The sequence below is a fragment of the Kitasatospora sp. NPDC043950 genome, from assembly GCF_056435345.1.
On record NZ_JBWKER010000043.1, the window covers coordinates 39,535 to 61,419 of the forward strand.

At 71.5% G+C, this 21,885-nt stretch carries 24 protein-coding genes and 1 tRNA gene; 13 read left to right on the forward strand and 12 right to left on the reverse strand.

Annotation, left to right across the window (positions count from 1 at the left end; genetic code table 11):
- Positions 1-55: 55 nt before the first annotated feature.
- Both AC07BF_RS26595 and AC07BF_RS26600 read right to left on the reverse strand, forming a co-directional pair.
- Positions 56-1,030 (reverse strand): transporter substrate-binding domain-containing protein, encoded by a 975-nt coding sequence (locus AC07BF_RS26595; protein ID WP_478334007.1) that lies wholly within the window; start codon positions 1,028-1,030, stop codon positions 56-58.
- A gap of 16 nt (positions 1,031-1,046) precedes the next feature.
- A complete protein-coding gene (locus tag AC07BF_RS26600; protein ID WP_478334008.1) occupies positions 1,047-2,540 on the reverse strand; it encodes a hypothetical protein in 1,494 nt (497 codons plus the stop codon).
- A 373-nt stretch (positions 2,541-2,913) separates the two neighbouring features.
- Between AC07BF_RS26600 and AC07BF_RS26605 the strand changes: the two genes are divergently transcribed.
- Positions 2,914-3,489, forward strand: coding sequence for a nucleosidase (locus tag AC07BF_RS26605; protein WP_371519119.1), 576 nt, complete (start codon positions 2,914-2,916; stop codon positions 3,487-3,489).
- A gap of 133 nt (positions 3,490-3,622) precedes the next feature.
- Here AC07BF_RS26605 and AC07BF_RS26610 read toward each other — a convergent pair whose 3' ends face one another.
- A complete protein-coding gene (locus tag AC07BF_RS26610) occupies positions 3,623-4,543 on the reverse strand; it encodes a sigma-70 family RNA polymerase sigma factor (protein WP_478334009.1) in 921 nt (306 codons plus the stop codon).
- Between the two features lie 168 nt (positions 4,544-4,711).
- Here AC07BF_RS26610 and AC07BF_RS26615 point away from each other — a divergent pair, with 168 nt between their 5' ends.
- Positions 4,712-5,242, forward strand: coding sequence for a hypothetical protein (locus AC07BF_RS26615; protein WP_363588629.1), 531 nt, complete (start codon positions 4,712-4,714; stop codon positions 5,240-5,242).
- A gap of 146 nt (positions 5,243-5,388) precedes the next feature.
- Positions 5,389-6,186: an SDR family oxidoreductase gene (locus tag AC07BF_RS26620; RefSeq protein ID WP_371519123.1), complete on the forward strand. Its 798-nt coding sequence runs from the start codon at positions 5,389-5,391 to the stop codon at positions 6,184-6,186.
- A 126-nt stretch (positions 6,187-6,312) separates the two neighbouring features.
- On the opposite strand, the gene AC07BF_RS26625 is transcribed toward AC07BF_RS26620, so the two are convergent.
- Positions 6,313-6,831, reverse strand: coding sequence for a hypothetical protein (locus AC07BF_RS26625; RefSeq protein WP_478334010.1), 519 nt, complete (start codon positions 6,829-6,831; stop codon positions 6,313-6,315).
- Positions 6,832-7,118: 287 nt separating this feature from the next.
- On the opposite strand from AC07BF_RS26625, the gene AC07BF_RS26630 reads away from it, so the two are divergent.
- Positions 7,119-7,580, forward strand: a complete 462-nt coding sequence (locus AC07BF_RS26630) for a nuclear transport factor 2 family protein (RefSeq protein WP_478334011.1) — start codon at positions 7,119-7,121, stop codon at positions 7,578-7,580.
- On the opposite strand, the gene AC07BF_RS26635 is transcribed toward AC07BF_RS26630, so the two are convergent.
- From AC07BF_RS26635 to AC07BF_RS26660, 6 genes are all read right to left on the reverse strand, one after another.
- On the reverse strand, positions 7,564-7,821 hold the full coding sequence (locus tag AC07BF_RS26635) for a hypothetical protein (RefSeq protein WP_363588636.1): 258 nt from the start codon (positions 7,819-7,821) through the stop codon (positions 7,564-7,566). The two genes, AC07BF_RS26630 and AC07BF_RS26635, sit on opposite strands and share 17 nt — an antisense overlap.
- Before the next feature lie 170 nt (positions 7,822-7,991).
- Positions 7,992-9,137, reverse strand: coding sequence for an ATP-grasp peptide maturase system methyltransferase (gene tgmC / locus AC07BF_RS26640; RefSeq protein ID WP_363632536.1), 1,146 nt, complete (start codon positions 9,135-9,137; stop codon positions 7,992-7,994).
- Positions 9,134-10,099, reverse strand: coding sequence for an ATP-grasp ribosomal peptide maturase (gene tgmB / locus AC07BF_RS26645; protein ID WP_363632537.1), 966 nt, complete (start codon positions 10,097-10,099; stop codon positions 9,134-9,136). Before tgmB ends, tgmC begins: the two co-directional genes overlap by 4 nt.
- Positions 10,099-10,374: a putative ATP-grasp-modified RiPP gene (tgmA, locus tag AC07BF_RS26650; RefSeq protein ID WP_363588642.1), complete on the reverse strand. Its 276-nt coding sequence runs from the start codon at positions 10,372-10,374 to the stop codon at positions 10,099-10,101. Before tgmA ends, tgmB begins: the two co-directional genes overlap by 1 nt.
- 145 nt (positions 10,375-10,519) lie before the next feature.
- The gene (locus AC07BF_RS26655; protein WP_363588644.1) at positions 10,520-11,080 is read right to left on the reverse strand and encodes a hypothetical protein; all 561 of its coding nucleotides are present in this window, start codon (positions 11,078-11,080) and stop codon (positions 10,520-10,522) included.
- Positions 11,081-11,093: 13 nt separating this feature from the next.
- Positions 11,094-11,543, reverse strand: a complete 450-nt coding sequence (locus AC07BF_RS26660) for an ATP-binding protein (protein WP_363588646.1) — start codon at positions 11,541-11,543, stop codon at positions 11,094-11,096.
- A gap of 109 nt (positions 11,544-11,652) precedes the next feature.
- Between AC07BF_RS26660 and AC07BF_RS26665 the strand changes: the two genes are divergently transcribed.
- From AC07BF_RS26665 to AC07BF_RS26685, 5 genes are all read left to right on the forward strand, one after another.
- Positions 11,653-12,657, forward strand: coding sequence for a Scr1 family TA system antitoxin-like transcriptional regulator (locus AC07BF_RS26665; RefSeq protein WP_478318808.1), 1,005 nt, complete (start codon positions 11,653-11,655; stop codon positions 12,655-12,657).
- Positions 12,617-12,751, forward strand: a complete 135-nt coding sequence (locus tag AC07BF_RS26670) for a DUF397 domain-containing protein (protein ID WP_478318809.1) — start codon at positions 12,617-12,619, stop codon at positions 12,749-12,751. The genes AC07BF_RS26665 and AC07BF_RS26670 overlap by 41 nt, the downstream gene beginning before the upstream one ends.
- Positions 12,752-12,769: 18 nt before the next feature.
- Positions 12,770-12,961 carry a DUF397 domain-containing protein gene (locus AC07BF_RS26675; protein ID WP_363589137.1) on the forward strand — a complete coding sequence of 64 codons (192 nt, stop codon included), beginning with the start codon at positions 12,770-12,772 and terminating at the stop codon, positions 12,959-12,961.
- A gap of 146 nt (positions 12,962-13,107) precedes the next feature.
- Positions 13,108-14,436: an alpha/beta hydrolase gene (locus tag AC07BF_RS26680; RefSeq protein ID WP_363627995.1), complete on the forward strand. Its 1,329-nt coding sequence runs from the start codon at positions 13,108-13,110 to the stop codon at positions 14,434-14,436.
- Between the two features lie 62 nt (positions 14,437-14,498).
- Positions 14,499-14,582 (forward strand) — tRNA-Leu (locus AC07BF_RS26685).
- Positions 14,583-14,823: 241 nt separating this feature from the next.
- On the opposite strand, the gene AC07BF_RS26690 is transcribed toward AC07BF_RS26685, so the two are convergent.
- A complete protein-coding gene (locus AC07BF_RS26690; RefSeq protein ID WP_478334012.1) occupies positions 14,824-15,495 on the reverse strand; it encodes a TetR/AcrR family transcriptional regulator in 672 nt (223 codons plus the stop codon).
- 140 nt (positions 15,496-15,635) lie between these two features.
- Here AC07BF_RS26690 and AC07BF_RS26695 point away from each other — a divergent pair, with 140 nt between their 5' ends.
- Positions 15,636-16,439, forward strand: coding sequence for an alpha/beta hydrolase (locus AC07BF_RS26695; protein ID WP_478334013.1), 804 nt, complete (start codon positions 15,636-15,638; stop codon positions 16,437-16,439).
- Positions 16,440-16,727: 288 nt separating this feature from the next.
- Positions 16,728-17,552, forward strand: coding sequence for an alpha/beta fold hydrolase (locus tag AC07BF_RS26700; RefSeq protein ID WP_363589144.1), 825 nt, complete (start codon positions 16,728-16,730; stop codon positions 17,550-17,552).
- Between the two features lie 424 nt (positions 17,553-17,976).
- Here AC07BF_RS26700 and AC07BF_RS26705 read toward each other — a convergent pair whose 3' ends face one another.
- Entirely contained in the window at positions 17,977-18,960 is a 984-nt protein-coding gene (locus tag AC07BF_RS26705; RefSeq protein WP_363589146.1) for a catalase family protein, read from the reverse strand.
- Between the two features lie 210 nt (positions 18,961-19,170).
- Here AC07BF_RS26705 and AC07BF_RS26710 point away from each other — a divergent pair, with 210 nt between their 5' ends.
- Together AC07BF_RS26710 and AC07BF_RS26715 are read left to right on the forward strand one after the other, a co-directional pair.
- A complete protein-coding gene (locus AC07BF_RS26710; protein ID WP_478334014.1) occupies positions 19,171-20,214 on the forward strand; it encodes a DUF7507 domain-containing protein in 1,044 nt (347 codons plus the stop codon).
- A 455-nt stretch (positions 20,215-20,669) separates the two neighbouring features.
- Positions 20,670-21,092, forward strand: a complete 423-nt coding sequence (locus AC07BF_RS26715; RefSeq protein WP_400807360.1) for a hypothetical protein — start codon at positions 20,670-20,672, stop codon at positions 21,090-21,092.
- Positions 21,093-21,885: the final 793 nt, after the last annotated feature.

The window sequence follows — 21,885 nt, forward strand, 5'->3', positions numbered from 1 at the left end:
GTGGGCGTCAAGACCGCGTCAACGGCCTGCTGACGCCCGTGCGCCGCCCGGTGCGTCAGCGGGCCGGCCAGTACAGGCCGGGGTCCTTGGAGTTCTCGGGCAGGTAGGGCTGGACCCACTGCTCGAACGACTTCTGCCAGCCCTTGTCCTTGTCCGCGTAGTAGTCGGAGATCACCTGGTTGACCCGGGCGGTGAGGTCGGTGCTGTTCTGGCGCATCGCGACACCGATCGTCTCCGGCTGTTCGAAGCCGTCCACCACCTTCACCGTCTGGTCCTGCGCGGCCTGGCCGACCGCCAGTTCGTCGTCGGTCATGGTGGCGTCGACCTTGCCGAGCTGCATGCGGACCAGGCAGTCGAGCTGGTTGGTCACCAGGACGAGCTGCTTGGCGCTCTTCTTCGCGTTCAGCACGTCCTTGGCCACCGAGCCGTCCGCGGCGCAGACCGTCCTGCCGTTGATCGCCTCGTCGAGGTTCCTGGCCGTGGACGACCGGGGCACCAGGACCCGCTGCTTGATGTTGAAGTACGACCGGGAGAAGGCGACCTTCTTCAGGTTGGCGCAGCTGATCGTCATGGTGCGGACGATCAGGTCGACCTGGTTGCCCGTGAGGGCGTCGACCCGGCCGGCGGTCGACACCGGCTTGAGCACCACCTTGGCCGGGTCGCCCATGACGGCCGCGCCGATCGCCCTCGCGAGGTCGATGTCGAAGCCTTCGAGCTCACCGGTGTTCGGGTTGCGGGCGCCCCAGCGGTAGCTGTTCTGGTCCACGCCGATGATCAGGGTGCCCTTGGCCTTGATGGCCTTCACCGCCGGGCCGTCCACGGTGCTCGGCGGCACGGTGCTGGTCAGGTCGCAGGACTCGGCCTGGTCCTGCCCGGCCTGGTCCTGCCCGGTCGACCGGACGGCCTGCGGTGCGCCCGTGGCGGACGCGGGCGCGGCGCCGGACGGCCCGCCCCCGCCGAGCACGGCCGCGCCGGCGGCCAGCAGCGCCAGCACGGCGGCCGACCTGGTGCCTGCGGTTCTCCTGCGCATGTGTCCGTTCCCCCCTCTACCGGTACTCGGCCAGTCGGCGGCCCAGGCCGCGCAGTGCGGCGGCTGCGGCCACCACGCCGAGCAGCGCGGCCGCGAGGGCGGCGAGCCGGAGGTCGCCCTCGGTGCCCTTGGCGGAGCGCTCGAAGTGGTCCTGCTCGGTGGTGGCGGCCTGGTCGAGCGCCTTGTCGGTGGCCTTGAAGGCGCCGTCCGCGGTGTTCGCCTCGGCGGCCGGGTCCGCCGTCACGGTCGCCTGCAACGCGCCCTGGTAGTCGGCCTGCTGGGTCTCCAGGGTGTGCGCCGCGTCGTGCCGGGTGCGCCACGTCCCGTACTGCCGGTCGGCCTCGCCGATCTGCTGCCGGGCGTCCGCGGGGGCCAGGTCGAGGGCCTGGCGCAGCGAGCCGGAGTGCTGCTCCATCGGGACGTTCGCGGGCTCGCCCCCGGCGAGCTGCCGGGTGATCGTCGTCCACTGGTCCGCGTACGCGGTGGTGGAGCCGCGGGCGACGAGGTTCAGGTTCTCCGCCAGCCGGGCGGAAAGCACCTGCACCCGGGCGGTGTTGAGGGCCCGCAGCGGCTGCGCGCCCTGCTTCCAGCTCTGCTGGAGCGCGGCGTTGGTGGTCAGGCCGGTGACGGCCAGCCAGAGCGCCCCGGCCAGGACGGCGGCGGTGGCCCCGAGCAGGCCGGGGTTGAACACCCGGTTGGTGCGGCGGAACAGCGTCAGCTGCACCCAGACCAGCGCGCCGAGGGTGAGCACCCCCAGGCCGTACGCGGCCCACGGGCTGGACTTCGCCTCGGCGTAGTCCTTGTCCAGCTCGTCGTTCTCGATGGCGGTCAGCTCGGCGGCGCGCGGCAGCAGGGTGCCCTGCATCTGCTCGGAGGCGTACCGCAGGTAGGCGCCGCCGAGCGGCAGGCCCAGCCGGTTGTTCGCCCGCGCGGTCTCCACCAGGCCGGCGTAGACGGGGAGTTGCTCGCTCAGCTCGGTGAGCTTCTGGTACGCGGGGGAGCCGATGGTGGTCTGCGCGGCGGCCTTGGTGATCAGGTCGGTGGCCGAGGCCAGATCGCCCTCGTAGTCGCCGCGCACGGTCTTCGTCTCCGTCCCGGCGAGCAGGAAGCCGGTGGCCGCCGTGGTGTCGGCGCGGGCCAGTAGGCGGTGGATGTCGGCCGCGTCCTTGCTCAGCGGCTGGCTGTGCTGGACCACCCGGTCGGCGGCCTCCGCCTTGGTCTCCAACTGCCAGGCGGTCAGCGCGCCGAAGGCCACGGTCAGCACCGCGAGCACCGCCCCGGCCAGTCGCAGCCGGCCCGGCGCCGTCCGGGTGGCGTTCGCCAGCCGGGCCCGCAGGCCGGACAGGCCGCGCGGCGCGGGCCCGGCCGACGGCCGCCGGGCCGGCGCGGCGCCGGGTCCGGACACCGGGACGCCCCGGACGCCCGGCACGGCCGGTGCCGTGCCCGGCGGGCCGCTCGGCCGTGCCGGGACCACGGCGCCCGGTGCGCCGTTACCTACTGGTGTTGCCACCCGCCTCATCCTCCCCAGGGGTCGGGCCCGCTGTCCGGGGCCCGGCCGATGCCAGCAGTATGGCCGTGACTCCCCGTGGCCACACCCGAATTGCGCCGATCTTGAGCTTGCCCCGCGCGTGCCGCGCATGGGTCCCGCACGCCTTCGGGGCCCCCGCCGCCCGGCGGCCGGCGGTGAACCGTCCGACGCGGGATGCACCCTATGCGGTTCCTCGGACAGGCCGGAGCGGCGAGGTCCGGTTGCCGCGTCGGCGCGCGGGGAGCCGAGGACGGACCCCAGGACCGGCGGCGGGGGCGGTCCCGCGGTGACGCCACCGGCCCCGGCTCGGTCGGTGCACCCGGTTTCGGCGGGCACCCTCCGTACGATGGGCGGCATGCGCCTGCTTGGAACGATCACGCCCGACCGCCCGCTGCTCGTCGTCGCCGTGCGCGAGGAAGCCGCCCACCTCGACGACCGGCTGCCCGTCCTGCTCACCGGAATAGGGAAGATCAACGCCACCGCCGCGCTGGCCACCGTCCTCGCCCAGGGCGAGAAGCCGTCCGAGGTGATCAACCTCGGCACGGCCGGCGCGCTGCGCCCCGGCTGGGAGGGCACCCACCACGTCGTCCAGGTCATCCAGCACGACCTCGACACCCCGGCCCTGCTGGCGCTCACCGGCCGCAGTTACGGCGCCCCGCTGGTGGTCGGCAAGGGCGACGGGCCGGTGCTGGCCACCGGCGACCTCTTCGTCTCCGACCCGGCGGCCCGCGACCGGCTCGCCGAGCACGCCGACCTGGTCGACATGGAGGGCTACGCCGTCGCCGCCGTCGCCCACCGCTTCGGGGTGCCGGTGCGCCTGGTCAAGCACGTCAGCGACGAGGCCGGCGAGGGCGCGAGCCACACCTGGCGCGAGTCGGTCGACGCCTGCGCCCGCCACCTCGCCGACTGGATCGTCGCGCAGGGCTGGTGACGGCGCGTCCCGGGGACGCGCGGCGCCGACCGGCGCGGGCGGGTGAGAGGGCGGTCGGCCTCCCTCTCGCCCGCCGCGTTCAGTCGCGGAACCTCGCCCGCCAGGTTCAGCCGCGGACCGTCGCCCGCCGCGTTCAGCCGCGGAACGCCGAGAGGTCCAGCGCCGCCAGCCGCTCCGGATCGGTGAGCACCTCGATCGCCGCGATCGCGCCGTCCACCACGGTGAACGCCATGACCGACAGCGGCCGCCCGCCCTCGCCGATCGCCACCGCGCCCGCGGCGCCGTTGACCAGCGCCGGGCGGGCGAACGGCGACAGCCCGCCCCACAGCACCGGCTGGTCGGCCACGGCGGTCGCGCCCGCCAGCACCACCGGGTGCCCGGCCCGCACCGCGCCGCCGTCCGAGCGCAGCACCACGCCCGGGGCGAGCACAGCCACCAGCGCGCCCAGGTCGCCGGCGCGGGCGGCCGCGAAGAAGCCGTCCACGGCGGCCCGCTGACGGCCCGGGTCCGGGTCGGGCGCCGGCGCCTGGTCCTGAACCCGGCGGCGGGCCCGGTCGGCCAGCTGGCGGGTCGCGGCCGCCGTCCGCTCGATCAGCGGGGCGATCTCGGCGAACGGCACCGCGAACAGGTCGTGCAGCACGAAGGCGACCCGCTCGGCCGGGGCCAGCGACTCCAGCACCACCATCAGTGCCAGGCCCACCGAGTCCCCGAGCAGCACCTCCTGCCCGGGGTCGGCCACCCCCTCGCGCCGCAGCAGCGGGTCCGGGATGCGCGTCGGGCCCGGCTCACCCGCCTCGGCCTCCGGCGGCTCCTCGCGGCGCAGCTCCCGGCCGCGCAGCAGGTTGAGGCAGACCCGCGAGACCACCGTGGTCAGCCAGCCGGGGAGGTTCTGCACGTCGGAGGCGTCGGTGCGGTCGTAGCGCAGCCAGGCCTCGTGGACGGCCTCCTCGGCCTCGCTCACCGAGCCGAGCATCCGGTACGCCACGGCCCGCAGCCGGGGCCGCTGCGCCTCGAACAGTGCGGCCCGCTCGTCCGGAGGTAATTTCTCGTCCACCGTGTCACATTCCTTCGCCGCTGGGGGTCAGAGCAACAGGAGCCACCCAACAACGGCTGCGCCGTGGAGATCAACTCCCCACCCGGGGCGAGTCGGAGACGAGGGCTGGCGAACACCCCCGATCGGCCGCCGTCGTGAGTGTCACCGCCGAGTTCTAGGCTGGCCGCCATGCCGACGACCCCGCTGCTCGACGTGATCCGCGCCAACCCCGCCGCCCTCGACTACCTGGCCTGGCCGGGCGACCTCAGCCTCGACCACTACCCGCACGTCGAGGAGGTGGTGCTCGCCTCCGGCGAGGCCCTGGAGCCGGTGGCCAAGGACGGTGCGGGCGGCACCTTCTTCCTGTGCGGGGAGGGCGGCGAGGAGCGTCCCGTCCTGTACGCCGACTCGGAGGGCGGCGCGGCGGTGCTGGCCGTCGGGCTGCCGGAGCTGGTCCGGCTGCTGCTGGCCGTGCCGTGGTGGCGGGACTGCCCGCGGCTGACGGTGGAGGAGAGCGCGGAGGCCGCGGAGGAGTACCTGGAGGACGAGCCCGGCCTGTACGCGGAGCGGGACGCGGCCGCCGCCGCGCTCGGCCTCGAAGTCCCGGGCGTGGCAGCGGCGTTGGCCCGGCTGCGGGAGGTCGCGGTCGGACTCGGGCCCGCGTACGTCCTGCTCAACGCCGAGGAGGGCGGCGCGTACGAGCCGTTGTTCCGGGCCTGAGCGGGTGGTCGTGCGGGTGGTCGTGCGGGCGGGTGGCATCAGCTATCCGGCCCCGGGCATACATGAAGGGTTGTCCGGCATCGGGTCGTGACGGCGGGAGACCGGCCCCGGATCCGACCGGGGGCGGCACGAGGAAAGAGGCGATCGTGGGCGAACTGGACGGCAGGACGGCACTGGTGACGGGCGGCTCGCGCGGGATCGGGCGGGCGGTGGCACAGCGGCTCGCCGCCGACGGGGCGCTGGTCGCGGTCCACTACGGCGGCAACGAGGCGGCCGCCGCGGAGACCGTGGAGCTGATCGCCAAGGCAGGCGGCCGGGCGTTCGCGGTGCGGGCCCGGTTCGGCGAGAACGGCGCGCTGGACCAGCTGTTCGAGGGCCTCGCCTCCGGGCTGGCGGAGCACGGCGAGCCCGGTGGGGACGGCGGGGCAGGCCTGGACATCCTGGTCAACAACGCGGGCATCCACCTGGCCGGGTCGATCGGGCAGCTCACGGAGGAGGAGTTCGACCGGTTGATGGCGATCAACGTGCGCACGCCGATCTTCGTGATCCAGCGGGCGATTCCGCTGCTGCGGGACGGCGGGCGGATCGTCAACGTGGCCTCGGCGGCCACCCGGATCGGCTCCCCGGTGCAGATCGGCTACACCGTCAGCAAGACGGCGCTGGTGGCCCTCGCCGCACCGCTCGCCAACGAGCTCGGCCGGCGCGGGATCACCGTGAACACCGTCAACCCCGGCGTGATCCTCACCGACATGACGTCCCAGTGGACGGGCGTCCCCGAGGCGATGGCCGGGCTCGAATCGATCACCGCACTCGGCCGGATCGGCCAGCCGGAGGACGTCGCGGACGTGGTGGGCTTCCTGGCGGGCCCGCAGGGCCGCTGGGTGACCGGCCAGACCATCGACGCCTCCGGCGGCACCTTCCTCGGTCCGATCCCGCCCGCGTAATCCCTTGGGGTGTCGAAAGGTCGGCGGGGTGGCAGCCCTCAGCGCCGCCACCCCGTTCGCTTCTCGGCACGGAAGGTGGGGTTCATTGAGCCAAACCCCACCTTGGGGTGATGTGTTGAGGCAGGGTCAGAACGCCGACGGGGGCTGAAGGAGCAGATCGAGGACGGACGCCCAGTGCTCGTCGGGTGCGGTGACGATCACGTAGCCCTCCTGACCGGGGAGGCGGGGGATCAGGGCGCTGCGGCAGCCGTGGCTGTGGTGGATCTCGACGGGGACGGGCTCGCCGTCCAGGCGGATCTCGCCGGCGCTGATGGATTCGGGGTCGAGCGGGCCCAGGTGGTGGCGCGGGTCGATGCGGCCGGAGTTGCCGAGGAAGTTGAAGAGCTGTGATCCGGGGGTGGTCAGGGACTTCACCCGGAAGTCGTCGGGGACGGGCCGGGAGGTCTGGACGATCGCGATGAGCTCGCGTTTCAGGTGGTAGTTCAGATCGACGTGGCAGAGGTAGCCGTCGCTGCCCATCCGCCCGAGGAGGACGAACCACTCGGGCGGCGCGTCGCGCAGGACGGCGATCCGCCCGCCCCACTCCTCGGCGGTCTCGCGGTCGGTGGGGATGTGGAACTTGCGCGGCTCGCTGCTGCGGAACACAGGGATCCCCCAACTGATCGGTGAAAAAAGGTTCTTGGGTCACCAGTAGACCCCGACATGCCCGCGCGCGAGTGAGTTCCCGCCCGGCGCCCGCCCGGGGTGGTCGTCCCATCCATCATGTTCCTCCGATCCCGTTGTCGACCTTCACGTAGGGTGCGATCAAGCGGTCCCCAAGCCGGGCTTCAGAAGCGGATCTTGGAGGCCGTGGCCACATCCGCACACCCGAAGTCCCGGCCCGTCGCCCGAAAGAGCTCGGCCGCGTGGTGACCGAACGGAGCCCAAGCGCCATGTCGGATACAACCTCCGCCGGCCCCGGCCCTCGTGAGGTCCTGGCCCGCTACCAGCGGGCGATGCTCGACAAGTCCGCAGACGACCTGGCCGATCTCTACACGGTCGACGCCGTCCACGAGTTCCCGTTCCTCTCTCCCGGTATGCCGGCGCGCTACGAGGGACGCGAAGCGGTCCGCGCGGGCTACCGGGCGGCCTGGGGCGCCAGCCCGGCGCAACCGCAGGAGATCCGCGAAGTCGCCGTACACGAGAGCACCGACCCCGAGGTGATCACCGTCGAGCAGGTCGTCACCGGGACCGTGACCACGACCGGCCAGGCCTTCAGCATTCCCGGCCTCCTGGTGATCCGGGTCCGCAACGGCCGGATCGTGCACGTCCGCGACTACATGGACGGGCTCGGTGTGGCCCACGCGATGGACCGACTGGCCGCCTTGGTCACCAGCCTCAGCGACCGCCACTGAAACCCAGCGGCCAGGTGGCCAGCACCTTCGTCAGCGACGCCACGTCGTACACCGTGTCCGGGCCCGGTCGGGCGTCGCCGCACTCGGGGGCGACGACGCCGGAGGCCAGGTAGCCGGGCTCGGTGTCGTGGGTGCCGTGGGCGATGACGCCGCCGGGGACGGTGGTGTCGGCGGTCATCAGGTCCAGGCAATCGCGCAACTCGGCGAGCGCGGTCGGGTTCCACGGCACGGTGAGGGTCATGGCTGCTCCTGGTGGACAGTCAGCTGGTCTCCGGGAGCGGCCAACTTCGGCAGTGGACTGCTGCATCCGTGCCGCAGGTGGTACGTGCCTCGGATCGTAGAGGCGCCGTCGGCCGCCAGGCGCCGGCTGATCGGCGTGGCGGGCTGGTCAGCGTGCTGCTGGGGCCGGGTTCAGATCGGCAGGTCCCAGCCCGGCCCGGTCTCGCTGCCGATCCAGACGCGCTGCCCGGAGGGGGAGACGGTGATGCCGAACTCCTCCTGGTGGGGTTCGCCGGCTGCCCGCCAGGTCTCGACGGCCTGTTCGACCCGGTCCCAGAGGGGCAGTGGGCCGCGTTGGATCACGGTCCATCCGCCGCCGTCGGGGTCCGGCGTGGTCCGGGCCTGGGAGCCGGTGGCTACGTCGGAGAGGATCTGGTGGCCGTCCGCGCCCATGCGTTCGGCGGAGGGGGCGGCGAGTTGGGCGATCCAGCTGCCGGTCCAGGTGCCGATGACCGCGGGGTCGATGCGGGTCGGCCGCTCGGCGCCGGGCAGCAGGGCCAGGCTCGGGCGGGGCGGCCGGTCGTGCGGGCGGGCGATCATGAAGCTGGTGTGGCCGGGCAGGAACCGGCCGGTGGCGCTGCCGGGGCCGGTGACGGTGAGCAGGGCGAGGCCGGAGGCGTAGCTCCAGCCGGAGAGCGTGACGAGGATCTTGCCGCCGGGCTTCACCTGGTGCAGCCAGGGCAGGGGGAGGTAGCGGACCGCGCAGGTGGCGATGAGCCGGTCGTAGTCGCCGCCGTCGGGGTCCCCCCGAAGGCCGTCGCCGACGATCAGCCGGGGGGCGTAGCCGGTGGCCTTGAGCGCGGATGCGGCGGCCTCGGCCACCACCGGGTCGTATTCGATGCTGGTGAGGTGGGTGTCCCCGAGGCGGTGCGCGCCGAGGGCGGTCGAATAGCCGGTGCCGGTGCCGACCTCCAGGACACGGTGCCCGGCCCTGGTGTCGAGCTGGTGCCACATGCGCAGGACGAGGGAGGGGAGGGTGGACGAGGAGGTGGGCGAGCCGGGGACCGGGGCGCCGTCGACGTCGCGGGGGCGGGTCCGGCCGTCCAGCTGGGTGATCAACGTCCGGTCGGTGTAGATCCCGGCGAGCCACCCGGGCGAGGTGTCGAGCACCGCCCGGTAGCCGGTCGGTGAACTGCCCGGTACGGCCTCGAAGTAGGCGCCCGCGAAGGCCTCGCGCGGGACGGCCTCGGCGGCCTCGCGCCACGCCGGGTCGGTGAGCGCACCGTCCGAGGCGAGCCGGTCGACGAGGGCTGCGCGCAACTCGGTGGACTGGTTCACGGGTTGGGTCCCTTCTCTAGCTGGTTGGCGATGGCCTGGGCGATGGCGTCCGTCACCTGCTCGGGTTGCCAGGCCCATTGGCCGTTCGGGTTGCACTCCAGGAACTGCCAGGAGCCGTCGGGTGTCACGGCGAAGTCGAATGCGCCGTACACGAGGCGGAAGTCGGCGAGGTAGCCGGCGATGGACCGCGCGACGGGCGGGGGGACCGTGACCGGCGTGCAGGACATCAGGTTCTGCCGGCGCCGCCAGTCGAGGTCCGGGCTGGCGATCCGGAGCCCGAACAGCCGGTCGCCGACGGCCGTCACCCGGGCGTCGAACGCCTTCACCACCGTGGCCTGGAACAGGTGGGGGCAGACGGCGACCGCGTCGGTGATCTCGCGGGGTTCCACCTCCCGCACCCACACCGTCCGGGGCGTTCCGTTCACGGTGTACGACGTGTTCCACAGCGGTTTGTAGACGACCCCGCCGGTGTGCTGGGCAGCAAAGGCGCGCGCCTCCGCCGGGTCGTTCGTGATCAGGGTGTCCGGGAGCGTGAACCCGAGCCGCTGCGCGCTGGCCAGTTGCGCCGGTTTGTACTCCGCGGCCCGATTGTGCCAGGGGTGGTTGACGTAGTGCGCCCCCGGAAGGGAGGCGAGGATGCCCCCGGCACCCCACAGGGACTGCGTGGCGGCGAAGCGCCGGTCCTGGCCGTGCAGTTCGGGCGGTCCCTCGTAAGGGGAGGGACGTCGGACCCAGACCGAGCGCACGTGGGTCAGGTCGAGTTCCCGGCTCGGGGTGCGCAGGGTGCCCCGTCGGCCGCCCGTGCGGTACGCGGCGGTCAGCGAGGCACCCGTGTGCAGGTCGGTGCCGGGGTCGAGGCGAAGCACGCGAACGCGGCGCTGCGCGAGGATGCGCAGGACCACGTCGGTGGTCACGTCGTGAGGGTTGGTCAGCACCAGCACCGACCCGCGTTGGTGGGTCATCAGCCGGCGCTCTGGTCCTGGTCGTAGGACTCGGTGGTGTCCGAGTCGGTGGACCCGCCCGGTCCGGCCCCGTCACCGGGCCTGGTCGTGGTGGGCGTGAGGCCGCTGGTGCTGGTGCCGTGAGCGCCGAACTCGACCGTGCGGCCGCTGCCGTCCACGATCACGGCGATCTGCGTGTCGGGGTCGATGACGGGGGTGCCCGAGGGGACCGTGGTGGTCTCCGGGAAGGGGCGCATCCTGGTCGTGCCCCACGGCGGGGCGAGGGTGTGTGCCATCTGGCGTCTCCGTTTCGGTGTGTCGGTGTGTCCGGTGTGTCCGGTGTGTTGCGGGGCCGCGCCGGGACGGACGGCGGAGATCGGCCTGTTCGACGCCCGATGCTCCTGTAACGCGCTGGCGGGTCGAGGGTGTTGGGGCGGCGCGTCAGCATGGCGTGGCGGCCTTGGCGCGGGTGCGGCAGTGGGTGAGGGCGGGTTTAAGGCGGGGGTCGGGGTTGGGGGTGGTGGTGAGGAGTTCGCCGGCGGTGGTGAGGGTGGTCCAGTAGTGGGTGGGGTCGCCGGTGGTGGGGTGGGGTTGGGTGGCGGTGAGGGAGAGGTAGGCGGTGGTGAGGTTGCCGGTGGTGAACCAGCGGGTGAGGCCGTGTTGGTGGCCGGCGCGGATGCTGCCGTGGGCGTCGATGGCGGTGAGGAAGAGGTCGATGACGGCGAGGTCGCGGTCGTCGGGGGTTTTGGGGATGTCGAAGACGCCGAGGGCTTCGAGGAGTTCGCCGGTGTCGTTCTCTGTGCCGGGGCGGGGGTTGGCGAGGAGGGCGTCGTAGCAGTCGTCGAGGCGGCGTTGGGTTTCGGCGGCGGGGATGCCGAGGGCGGTGCAGACGGCGCGGGCTGATCGCAGGGGCTCGCGGGTGCGGCGGGCGAGGGTGGCGTAGGTGTCGGCGGGGGTGGAGCCGGTGTCGAACAGGTGGCGGGCGGTGAGGGGGAGTCGCATGGTGGGCACCTGTTCAGACGGTGAGGAGGGTGGACGTGGGGGAGGACGTGGGGGCGATCAGGGCCCAGACGAACTTGCCGACGCCGCCGGCGCGGGGGCAGCAGCCCCACTTCTCGGCGAGTTCGTTGATGAGGAGGACGCCGCGTCCGTGTTCGTCCTCGGGCGTGGGGGTGTGGAGGGAGGGGCGGCCGGTGCCGGCGTCGTGGACTTCGAGGCGCAGGCGGTCGGCGGTGAGGGAGAAGCGGATCTCGATGAGGCGGTCGGTGGGGGCGTCGGTGTGCTGGACGGCGTTGGCGAAGAGTTCGCCGAGGAGGAGTTCGGCGACGTCCGAGTAGCGGTCGCCGGTGGGGAGCGCGGCGAGGTAGGCGCGGAGCAACTGCCGGGCGACGGGGGTGGATTCCGTGCGGGAGTCCAGGCGCGCGGCGAACGTGCGGGGGCGGGACGCGGTACGGATTTTGAGCATGGCGGGGCACCTCAGGGGGCGGATGGGGGCGTGCGAAGGGAGTGTGACGTAACGCTATGCACGCAAAAGATCGCTCTCAGGTATCAATCATCGGGGTGTCGGAGTTACGGTGGCGACCAAATCGACGTGTGGGGAACCGCAGCACCTGAGGGGGATGGGGATGGCACATCGGCGACTGGAGAGCGGGCTCACGTCGAGCCCGGCGGTGATGTTCGGCGAAGCGCTCCGTTTCGCACGCGAGCAGGCTGGCTACACGCAGGAAGACTTGGGCAGGCTCCTGCACTGCCACCGGACGGTGATCACTCGGTGGGAGGGCGGCAAGAGGCCGATGGATCGGGGCACCGTGGAGCGAGCTGACGCCGTGCTCGCCATGGGTGGCCTGCTGGTTCGGCTGTGGGAGCGGGTGGACTGGCACGCGGACATCGAGCACCCGGACTGGTTCCAGAAGTACGTGGAGCTGGAAGAGGAGGTCGCAGCGATCCGGGCGATCCAGTACAACCGGATCAACGGTCTGCTTCAGTGTGAGGACTATGCTCGCGCGATCTTGAGCCTCGGGGACGCGCGCAACATCCCGGAGCGGCTAGCCGAGAAGGTTGCAACTCGGCTGGGCAGGCAGGAACGCTTCCTGGCTAGCGATGGGCCGATGCTGCTGGTGGTTCTCCACGAGAGTGCCATTCGCACCGTAATCGGTGGACCGGGCGTGATGAGGAGGCAGATGGAACACCTTCTCTCCGTGAGTGAGCGGTCGAACATCTTCATCGAGGTGGCACCATTCGCTCGCCCGGTGAGGAAGATGCCAGCCACTTCCTTGTTCCTGCTGTTGATGCCGGACGGGAAGGAGTGGGTGTACTCGGAGAGTCTGTATCGCGGACACTTCAGTGATGCGCCGTCAATCGTCACTGAGGCTCGACGCGACTTTGACCTCCTGCGTGGCGATGTACTCTCGGTGGGTGACTCACGTGCGCTGATCGTAGATGCGATGGAGGAGTATCGGCATGAAGAACGTCGAGCTGGGGACAGCTTCTTGGCGCAAGAGCAGCTACAGCGGGGACGATGGGGGCGAGTGCATCGAGGTGGCCCTCGGATCCCTCCCCGGCGCCGTCCCGGTGCGTGACTCCAAGGACCCGCACGGCCCGGCCCTTGTTTTCCCTGCCTCTGCCTGGGAAGCCTTTGTGTCGGCCGTCCGTGAGGGCGACTTTCCGGCGTAAGTCTCCGAGGAGGCGGCTGTGTTGACCTGGCGCAAGAGCAGCTACAGCGGCAACAACGGGGGCAACTGCATCGAGGTGGCCCCCGGGTTCCTTCCCGACGTGATCCCCGTCCGTGACTCCAAGGATCCCGACGGCCCGGCCCTCGTCTTCCCCGCCGCCTCCTGGGACTCCTTCATCGCCGCCGTCCGGGCCGGGGACTTCCCTGCCTGACCGGTCAGTTCCGATCGCCTGGCAACCCCTCTCGAACAACTTCGACCACTCTGCGTGTTCTGTCGATGCGGTGCGTAACTGTGCAGTTACAGTCACCCGCAGTGCACGAGTGGTCCCTGTTCGACCCAACAGAGGCGGTAGCAGTCATGGCACCAGAACCCCGTATCGACGTAGCGCCGACGGCCCTCAGTGAAGGTCAGGCGGAGCCCAGCAAGGCCGAGTTGGCGGAGATCGCCAACTCGCTCACGCCCGGCGTCTGGTTCACCAGCGCGTTGTCGGGCGAGGTCGCCGGTCGCGCCGCCGACGTGACGTGGGAGCTGACCGGCTCGCCCTACGAGGGGCAGACGGCGACCGGGCAGGCGGCGGTCTACTACGCCAACCCGAAGTTCGGCCTCCGCAAGCCGTTCCTCTTCGCGGACGGCTTCAACTACGGCCCGAGCGACCTCCCTGGCCTCTTCGCCTACTTCAACACCGTCGCCGACGGCGGGCCGGGCCTCTTCGACCAACTGCTCAGTGCGGGCTACGACATCGTCCTGGTCGGTTTCACGGAGCGCCACACCCACATCCAGGCCAACGCCGAGGTCGCGATCGCGGCCATCCTCCGGGCCATCGCCGAGCGCAAGGGCGACGAGCGGCTGACCGTCGGTGGGGTGAGCATGGGCGGCATCATCACCCGCTACGCGCTCGCCAAGCTGGAGACGGCGACCGTGGACCACGAGACGGCGACGTACCTCTCCTTCGACTCCCCGCACAACGGCGCCTGGATCCCGCTGATCCTCCAGCAGATGGCCTACTTCTTCGAGGGCTTCACCCCGGCCGGCCCGGACGGCGTCAAGCAGGCCGACCTGATCCGCAGCCCCGCCGCCCAGCAGCTGCTCTGGGCGTGGGTCGAGAACTCGAAGTACGAGGGCCCGGTGGCCACCTCCAGCCGGCTGCGCAAGGAGTTCCTCGCCGATCTCGACCGGGTCGGCAACTTCCCGCAGATCCCGCGCAAGCTCGGTGTCTCCAACGGTCGGCGCGACGGCGTCGGCCTCCCGCTGCCGGCGGGCGAGGTGGCGTTCGACTGGCAGGCCCTGTTCGCCAGTGCCACGGCCCGCTTCCAGCCGAACAAGGGGGAGAAGCAGCCGGTCGGCGGCATGCACCTCGCCCTCACAGTGCGCCGCAGCACCACCACCGAGGTCCCGGCGCTGGACGCCGTCCCCGGCGGCACCCTGGACTCCTTCGGCAAGGTCGCGACCGCCCTCAAGGCGAAGATCTCCGAGGAGTACCGCAGCGGCACCTTCGTCCCGGCCGTCAGCGCGGTGGCGCTGGACTTCGACCCGGTGAAGTGGGACGTCGACCCGGCCGCCGCGATCACCGACGCCGCCCTGGAGAACGCACACCTGGACGCCGTGAAGTTCGACGACGCCAACACCGAGCACAGCCACGTCTCCCGCGTGCTGGTCGACTGGATCGTCGAGCAGCTCGCCCGCTGACGCCTCCCACCTGGTTCGGAGCACCCCCGCGGATGGGCTAAGCTATTCCACATCACCCAGATGCGCGGGTGGCGGAATAGGCAGACGCGCTGGATTCAGGTTCCAGTGCCCGAAAGGGCGTGGGGGTTCAACTCCCCCCTCGCGCACATAGGTCAACCGACCCAATGCGGCCGGTCAACCCGACAGTATGTCGGGTTGACCGGCCGTTTTGCTGTCGATGCATGCGTTCGGCCCCTCGCTTGGTTGCGAGGGGCCGTTGGTGCTTTGGCTGGTCAGGTGGGGTTTGTGGGGTGGGGTGGGTTAGGTGGTGGTGTGGTGAAGCACGCGCGAAATCACCGAACACCCGTGTGACCTCGGACCGGTTGAGCAACTCGACAGTCACGGACATCACCGGGTCGCGACCGGCGACCCATCGTCCGAGAACCGGCCGGCTGCCTCCTGTCGCGGCATTGAGGACAGTCGACGTCGAGGCAGGCCAGTCCGGGGCGCGTCGGCTCCCGCGTGAGCCTGCTCCAGGACGGCGGCCACCGCCCCGGACAGCGCGCTCCGCGCGGCCTGGGGCGTGGTGAAGCGGCTGTGGTTCATCGCACCGTGGCGCAGGATCAGCAGCGTGTCGGCCGCGCCCTCCGGGTCCGGGTGGCCGACGGCGGTGAGGAGTTCCAGCAGCCGCGCGCGGAACCAGTCCATGTGTTCCTGGATGGCCTGGCTGACGGGATGGTGCGGGTCGGGGTAGTCGGCGGCGGCGTTGATGAGCGGGCAGCCACGGAAACCCGGTGCGCAGAACTGCTCCGCGATCCCCGCGAACAGGGCCTCGACCGTCTCCCGCGGGGAGCGCCCGGTCGCCGCGGCGGCTTCGCGGAACGCCCGGTCGTGCTCGCGGACGTAGGCGAGGACCACCTCGTCCTTGGACGGGAAGTGCCGGTAGAAGGTCGCGTTGGCGACCGCCGACTCGCGGATCAGCCGGTCGATGCCCACCCCGCGCACGCCCTGCGCGTAGAAGAGCCGCATCGCCGCGGCCAGGATGCGCTCCCGGGGCGGACTGGAGTCCTTCGTCGTCATGACTTGACGCTAACAGAAGGAACGTTCTACCTTGAGTTGGCAGAGAGAACGCTTCTTCTACTTCACTGGCTGGACCGCCGTGCCCCGGCCGGCCACCACCCCAGACCCCCGAACCCCCCTTCGCCAGGAGAGACCCCGCCATGCCCAGCAACCGCACCCCGGTCATGTTCATCCACGGCCTCTGGCTGCACTCCACGAGCTGGCAGGGCTGGGCCGACCGGTTCCGCGACGCCGGCTACGAACCGATCCTCCCCGAATGGCCCGGCGTCCCCGCCACCGTCGCCCAGGCCCGTAGGAACCCCGACCCCCAGGGCGGAATCGGCCTCGCCGAGATCTCCGCCCACCACGCCCGGATCATCCGCGACCTCGACACCCCGCCCGTCCTCGTCGGCCACTCCGTCGGCGGCTTCATCGCCCAACACCTCCTCGGCCAGAACCTCGCCCAGGCCGCCGTCGCGATCTGCCCCGGCCAGATCAAGGGCGTCAAGGCCGTCGGCCCCGCCCAGGCCAAGTCCGCCTTCGCGTTCCTGCGCAACCCCGGCAACACCAAGCGCGCCGTCTCGCTCGACCCCGCCCAGTTCCGCTACGCGTTCGCCAACGCCGTCTCCCAGCAGGAATCCGACCAGCTCTTCGACGAATGGACCATCCCCAGCCCCGCCCGCCCGCTCTTCCAGCTCGCCCTGAGCAACTTCGCCCCGCACTCCCCCGCCAAGGTCGACACCCGCAACGAGAGCCGCGGACCGCTCCTCCTCCTGTCCGGCAAGCTCGACCACACCGTGCCCGACGTCCTCACCCGCTCCACCCACAAGCAGTACCGCAAGTCCCCCGCCGTCACCGACTACCACCGCTTCGACGACCGCGGCCACTCCCTCACCGTCGACCACGGCTGGACCGAACTCGCCGACCACACCCTCACCTGGCTCGACCGCCACCACATCGGCTGAGCAGGCGGCACCGCCCCCAGGTGCGGCGCCCTGCCCCGCGTGCCACGGGCAACGGCATCAAGGTGATGCCACGCGTCGAACCGCCGGACCGCCTCCCGGGGTCGGTCGAGCGGACCCACGCCTGCCGCCCGCACTCCAAGCCGGCCCACGGCAACATCCCGGCCCCTCCGGCCGTCGCGTAGCCGCTTCCGTTGACCGACGGCGGTGCGCGCCACGCTGCGCACCCGCCGTTTTCCCCCTACGCCCGGCCGCCTTCCCGGCCGGGTCATCTCCTCCCTAAGGAACATCATGCGTAATCGCCGTGTCCGTGTACGTACCGTGGCCCTCGCGGCAGTCGGGGCAGCCCTTCTCGGGGCCACCCTGACCCCCCTCGCGTCGGCCGACTCCGGCCCGGCCAAGGCGAAGCCGACCGTCGTGCTGGAGCACGGAGCGTTCGCGGACGCCTCCGGCTGGAACGGCGTGGCCAAGCGCCTCCAGCACGACGGCTACACCGTCATCGCTCCCGCCAACCCGCTGCGCGGACTGCCCGAGGACTCCGCTTACCTCACCAGCGTCCTCAAGAGCGTCCAGGGACCGGTCGTGCTCGTCGGCCACTCCTACGGGGGCGCCGTCATCACCCAGGCCGCCGCCGGCAACCCCCAGGTCAAGGCACTGGTCTACATCGCCGCGCTGATGCCCGAGAAGGGAGAGGTCCTCGGCGCGCTGACCGCGAGGTCCACTCAGGCGCAGTTGCAGCCCGCGCTCAAGCCCGTCCCGTACGCCAACGCCGACGGCACCGGCGGGACCGATCTGTACATCGATCCCGCCCGGTTCCACGACGTCTTCGCAGCCGACGTCCCCACTTCCGAGACCAACCTCATGGCGGCCGAGCAGCGGCCCGTCACCGCCGCCACCTTCGCCTCCACCGCCAGCGCCGCCGCCTGGCACACGATCCCCTCGTGGGCCATGATCGCCACCCAGGACAAGACCCTGGGCGCGGACGTGGAGCGCTTCGAGGCCAAGCGCGCCGGCTCCCACACCGTGGAGGTCGACAGCTCACACGTCGCGATGATCTCCCACCCCGCGGCCGTCACCCACCTCATCGAGGACGCCGCCCGCTCCACCTCCCACTAGCCTCACACTTCGTGACGGTCCGCCGAATTCACCTCATCCGGCGGGCCGTTCGGCTTGTCGAGGTCATAGCGGGCGGGCGGCCCGGCCGTCGCGCCGAGTGGGCGCTCAGGAGTGGGGCGGCGGTGTAACGGGCGTGGGCCCCGGCCCACGTGTTCTCGGCCACGAGCGCCGGGGCAGCGGGCAGGTCGAGGCAGTCGCCGCAGGCAGAGCTGCGAGGTGTTCCCTTGCTGGTCCCTCTATCCCATGTAGAGGGACCAGCAAGGGAGTAGCGGTGAGCGAGGGGGACATGGCGGACGCGGCCCTGCCCGTGAGGCTGCGTGTCGTGCCGATGCTCTGCGCATCGAGTCGGAGATGTGGTGTCGGCCGGCCTGGCGGGCGTGCGGTCACCGTGGCTGCCGCCGGGCGTGGCTGCGCTGGTCGTGGGTCAGGTGGTCTTGGTGCGCTGGTCGCGCTGGTGGCGCCAGGTGGCCATCTGGCCGTAGATGCGGATGCGGGCGCGGGCGACGGCGCCGATCGGCCGGTGGTCCTGGAGTGCGTGGGCGATGCTGAAGGTGAGTTCCTCGGCGAGCTGGTTGCGGGCGGCGGTGCGGAACTCCTGCCGGGGGATGGTGACGGTGGCGACCTTCACCAGCGGGGCCTGGTCCGTGCCCCATGCGACGGCGATGTCCTCGACGGGCATGGTGTCGGGGTCGGTGCGCAGTTGGACCATGAAGTCGAAGGTGGCGTCAGTCTGGGTGAGGTGCTCCTGGAGGTGGTCGCCGAGGTAGTGGTCCTGGTGCTTCTCGCGCCCCGGGCTGGTGTACGTCGAGGTCGGCACGAGGACGTACTTGACGACCTGGTCGGGGCCGAGCAGCGAGGCGGTGTTGCTCCAGTAGTGGATGTCGGCGGGTGAGGTGGGGGTGATGACCGCCTTGGCCAGGCCGGCGAGGACGTGCGGGTGGCTGGTGAGCATCTTGGCGGCGAACTTGGCCGGTTCGAGGGTGATGACGTCGTGGAACAGCTTGACGGTGCCGAGCGGGATGGCGGGGGTGTTGAGCAGGATGAAGTCCTGGGTGGTGGGCTCGTCGCTCTCGGGGATGCGTTCGCCGGGCACGTCGTGCAGTTTGATGGCGGCGCCGCGCAGGTCCTTGACGTCGTCGGACTGCGGTTTGCCGTTGCCGCTGGAGAAGCGCAGCCACCCCTCGTAGGTGTGCGGCCGGGCGAACACGCCGACGCGCAGGTTGGCCGGCAGGTCGGGCTCGACCGCGAAGGTGATCTTCACGAGCCCGGTGTGCTTGGCGTGGGCGGCCCGGCCTGTGGCGCCGGGCGGGTAGTCCTTCTCCTGCTGCCGGTTCATGGCCTCGATCATCTCGGCCACGAGTGCGTCCTCGTTCGGTTCGGGCGTCTCGAACCTGGTCAGTGCGCTCATGCGGGAGTCCTTCCGGAAGGTGGCGCGGGGGCTGCCTTGGCGCTATCAGGCTGCGGGCCGCCGGAGCACGGGCGCCACGCGAGGGGGCCGCGACGGGGCCAGGTGGCCGACATCAGGCCGCCGCCGACTGGTTCGGGTGCGGATCGCCCGCGCGAGCCGACCCATGCCACGCCACTTGGAGTGTTCATGTGGGTACTCAGTGTCATTGGAATGCTGTGGCGTGGGCCCTCCAGTGATCACGCCCGACTGGAACGGAGGCGGTATGGCAGGGATCAGACGCGGCCCATCGCGCGGCGCTCTCGCCGCGGCGATCGGGCTGGCGGTCATCGGCATGACGGCGGGCTGGGGAGGAGGCGCGGCACTGGCCTCCTCCCCGACACGGGACACGGCGTCCGTCAGGCCCGCCGCCGCCTCGCCCGCGAACGGCGCGGGCGAGAGGTTCGGGGCCCGGGCGCTGACCTGTCCGCCGACGCCTCTGCCCAGATCGCACTGACCAACGTGACGGTGACCGACCTGACGCCCGGCGTCACCGTCTCGGGCTGCGGAACCAACCAGCTCGCGCCCGGCCAGTCCACCACCTGCCAGGCCACGTACGTCACCACCGCCGCCGACGTCGCCGCCCAGAACGTGCCCGACCAGGGCCAGGTCACCGGCACCACCCCCAGTGGCCAGAACATCACCTCCACCAGCAACAAGGTGACCGTGCCCTTCGCCGGGCTGAAGATCGTCAAGGCCGTCCAGGAGACCTCGTTCTCCGCCGCCGGACAGGCCCTGCACTACACCTTCACCGTCACCAACACCGGTGACACGACGATCAGTTCGCTCGCCGTGACGGACTCCGGCCCAGGCACGCCGGCCGTCTCGTGCCCGGTGACCACCCTGGCCCCGGGCGCGTCCACGACCTGCACCGCGACGTACTCCACCGCCGAGTCCGACGTGCAGGCCGGGAAGATCACCGACACCTCTACCGTCACCGGCACCACCCCCGACGGCACCCCGGTGACGGCGACCAGCAACACCGTCACCATCGTCGCCTGCACCCCCTGCGAGGACCAGGACCACGGCGGCTGCGACGGCCACAACCCGGGCGGCCACGGCGGCTGGGGCGACCACCCCAACGGCGGGATCGCCCTCGCCCACGCCGGCACCCAGGTGCGGACCGCCGGCATCGCCGGAGGCTGGCTCCTGGCCGTGGGGGCACTGCTGACCTGGTTCGTCCAGACCCGCAAGCGCCGGAGCAACGGCACCAGGTAAGCCCGGAACACGGCACCGGCCAGGACGACCCACGGCCGAACACCGGATGCCGGATGCCGGATGCCGACGGAACACGCGGCCCGGGAACCCCAGGTTCCCGGGCCGCACCACCACCCGCGACGAACACCGGACCACGCCGCCACAGCCACCCCGCACCACCCCTGTCAGGGCGCAGCGGCTCCCGGAGCGGCCTGCTCCAGCACGTGGGCCACCGCCGCGGACAGTGCGCTACGCACGGCCTGGGGCGCGGTGAAACGGCTGCGGTTCGTCGCGCCGTGGTGCAGGATCATCAGCGTGGCGGCCCCGAGGTGCGTGTCGGGGTGGCCGGCGGTGGCCGGCAGGCTGCGCGACCTCTCAGCTTCAACGCCCAGGGGATCAAGGCCGAATGGAGCAGTTCGGCGGGCAGCTGTGTCTGGCCGAGTCCTAGCGTGAGACTCCAGGAAGCATGCACAGAGATGGAGATCACTATGGGATCGCTGAAGACTGCCACTGGTTTGATGGCTGGCGCCCTCGCTTTCGCGGGACTCTGCGCTCCCACGGCTCAGGCCGCGGCCGCGACCCCGTTCCCGGTCACCATCGATATCTTTCCCCTCGTCACTTATGTGGGGAACGCTGCCGGCGTGGGGTTCACCTACAACTGCTCGGTGTCGGTGGGGAAGCTGCGCATCGTGGCCTCGTTGACGCAGCCGAGCGGCGCAACTGGTTCCAACTTCGCCACCAAGTACACCTGCACCGGTCAGCCGAAGACGGTGGTCATCTCCGTGAACCCGAACGGGGGCACCGGTAGCTGGGTGGTCGGGGCGGGAACCGCCTCAGTCAAGATCCAGGGAGCCGGTTACACCCCCACCACGGTCACCAGCCCTGTTGAGCTCCTCTGACGAGACCGGCTCGATCACGCGTCGTCAGCAGGGGTCTTTCGACCGCACGACCCGGGAACGGCACTGCCGCGGCCAGGGCACCGTGCACGCACAACCCGCGTCAAGCCGTAGTGGCCTCGCAGGTCACGCTGCCGACGGACGTGGATACCACCCCCGTGAGTGTCGTCCCGTACCGCTCGCCACCAGGGTGTCCCAGAGCGGGTCGGGCTGGCCGGGCACCGTCCTGTCCATCGCCCGCCACGCGGCGGCCAGCTCCGCGTAGATCGGTTCGCAGGACGGGGCCAGGGCCGTTTCGGCCGCAGGCTGTGCGCCGGCGGTGATCGACTTCCCGGTCGCGTCGTACCGGCCGGGTGCCGGCGCGGGGCGGTGACGGCCCGCTGGCGGCAGTGCTGTGCTCACCTGCGTTTCAACGAGCCGGCCGGGGCGCGGGTACGCGCCCCCGGCCATACAGGGGACGCGGGTCATGGGGTTTGGGCCGTTGGTGGCACGAGCGGATGCCTGCCGTCCCGGTGCGCCTGCCCCCACGCTCTGCGGCGTGGCCGAGTTCGTGAGTGAGCGACAGCGCGGGCTGGCGGACGCGTCCTCGGGAGCGGGTTGTGCGCGAAAGGTTCCGTGTGCGGGCCGAGGGTTGCTGAATTGAAAGACATCTCCCGCCCGGGGGCCTGGTGCGCGGGTGTGGGGGGGGGGGGGGGGGGGGGGAGAGCAAGAACCCAGACGAAAGAGAAAAGACCGGGACATCGCAGAGCGTTACCAGTTTGGAGCGAGGGGGGAATAATGAGGTTCCAATTTCCCA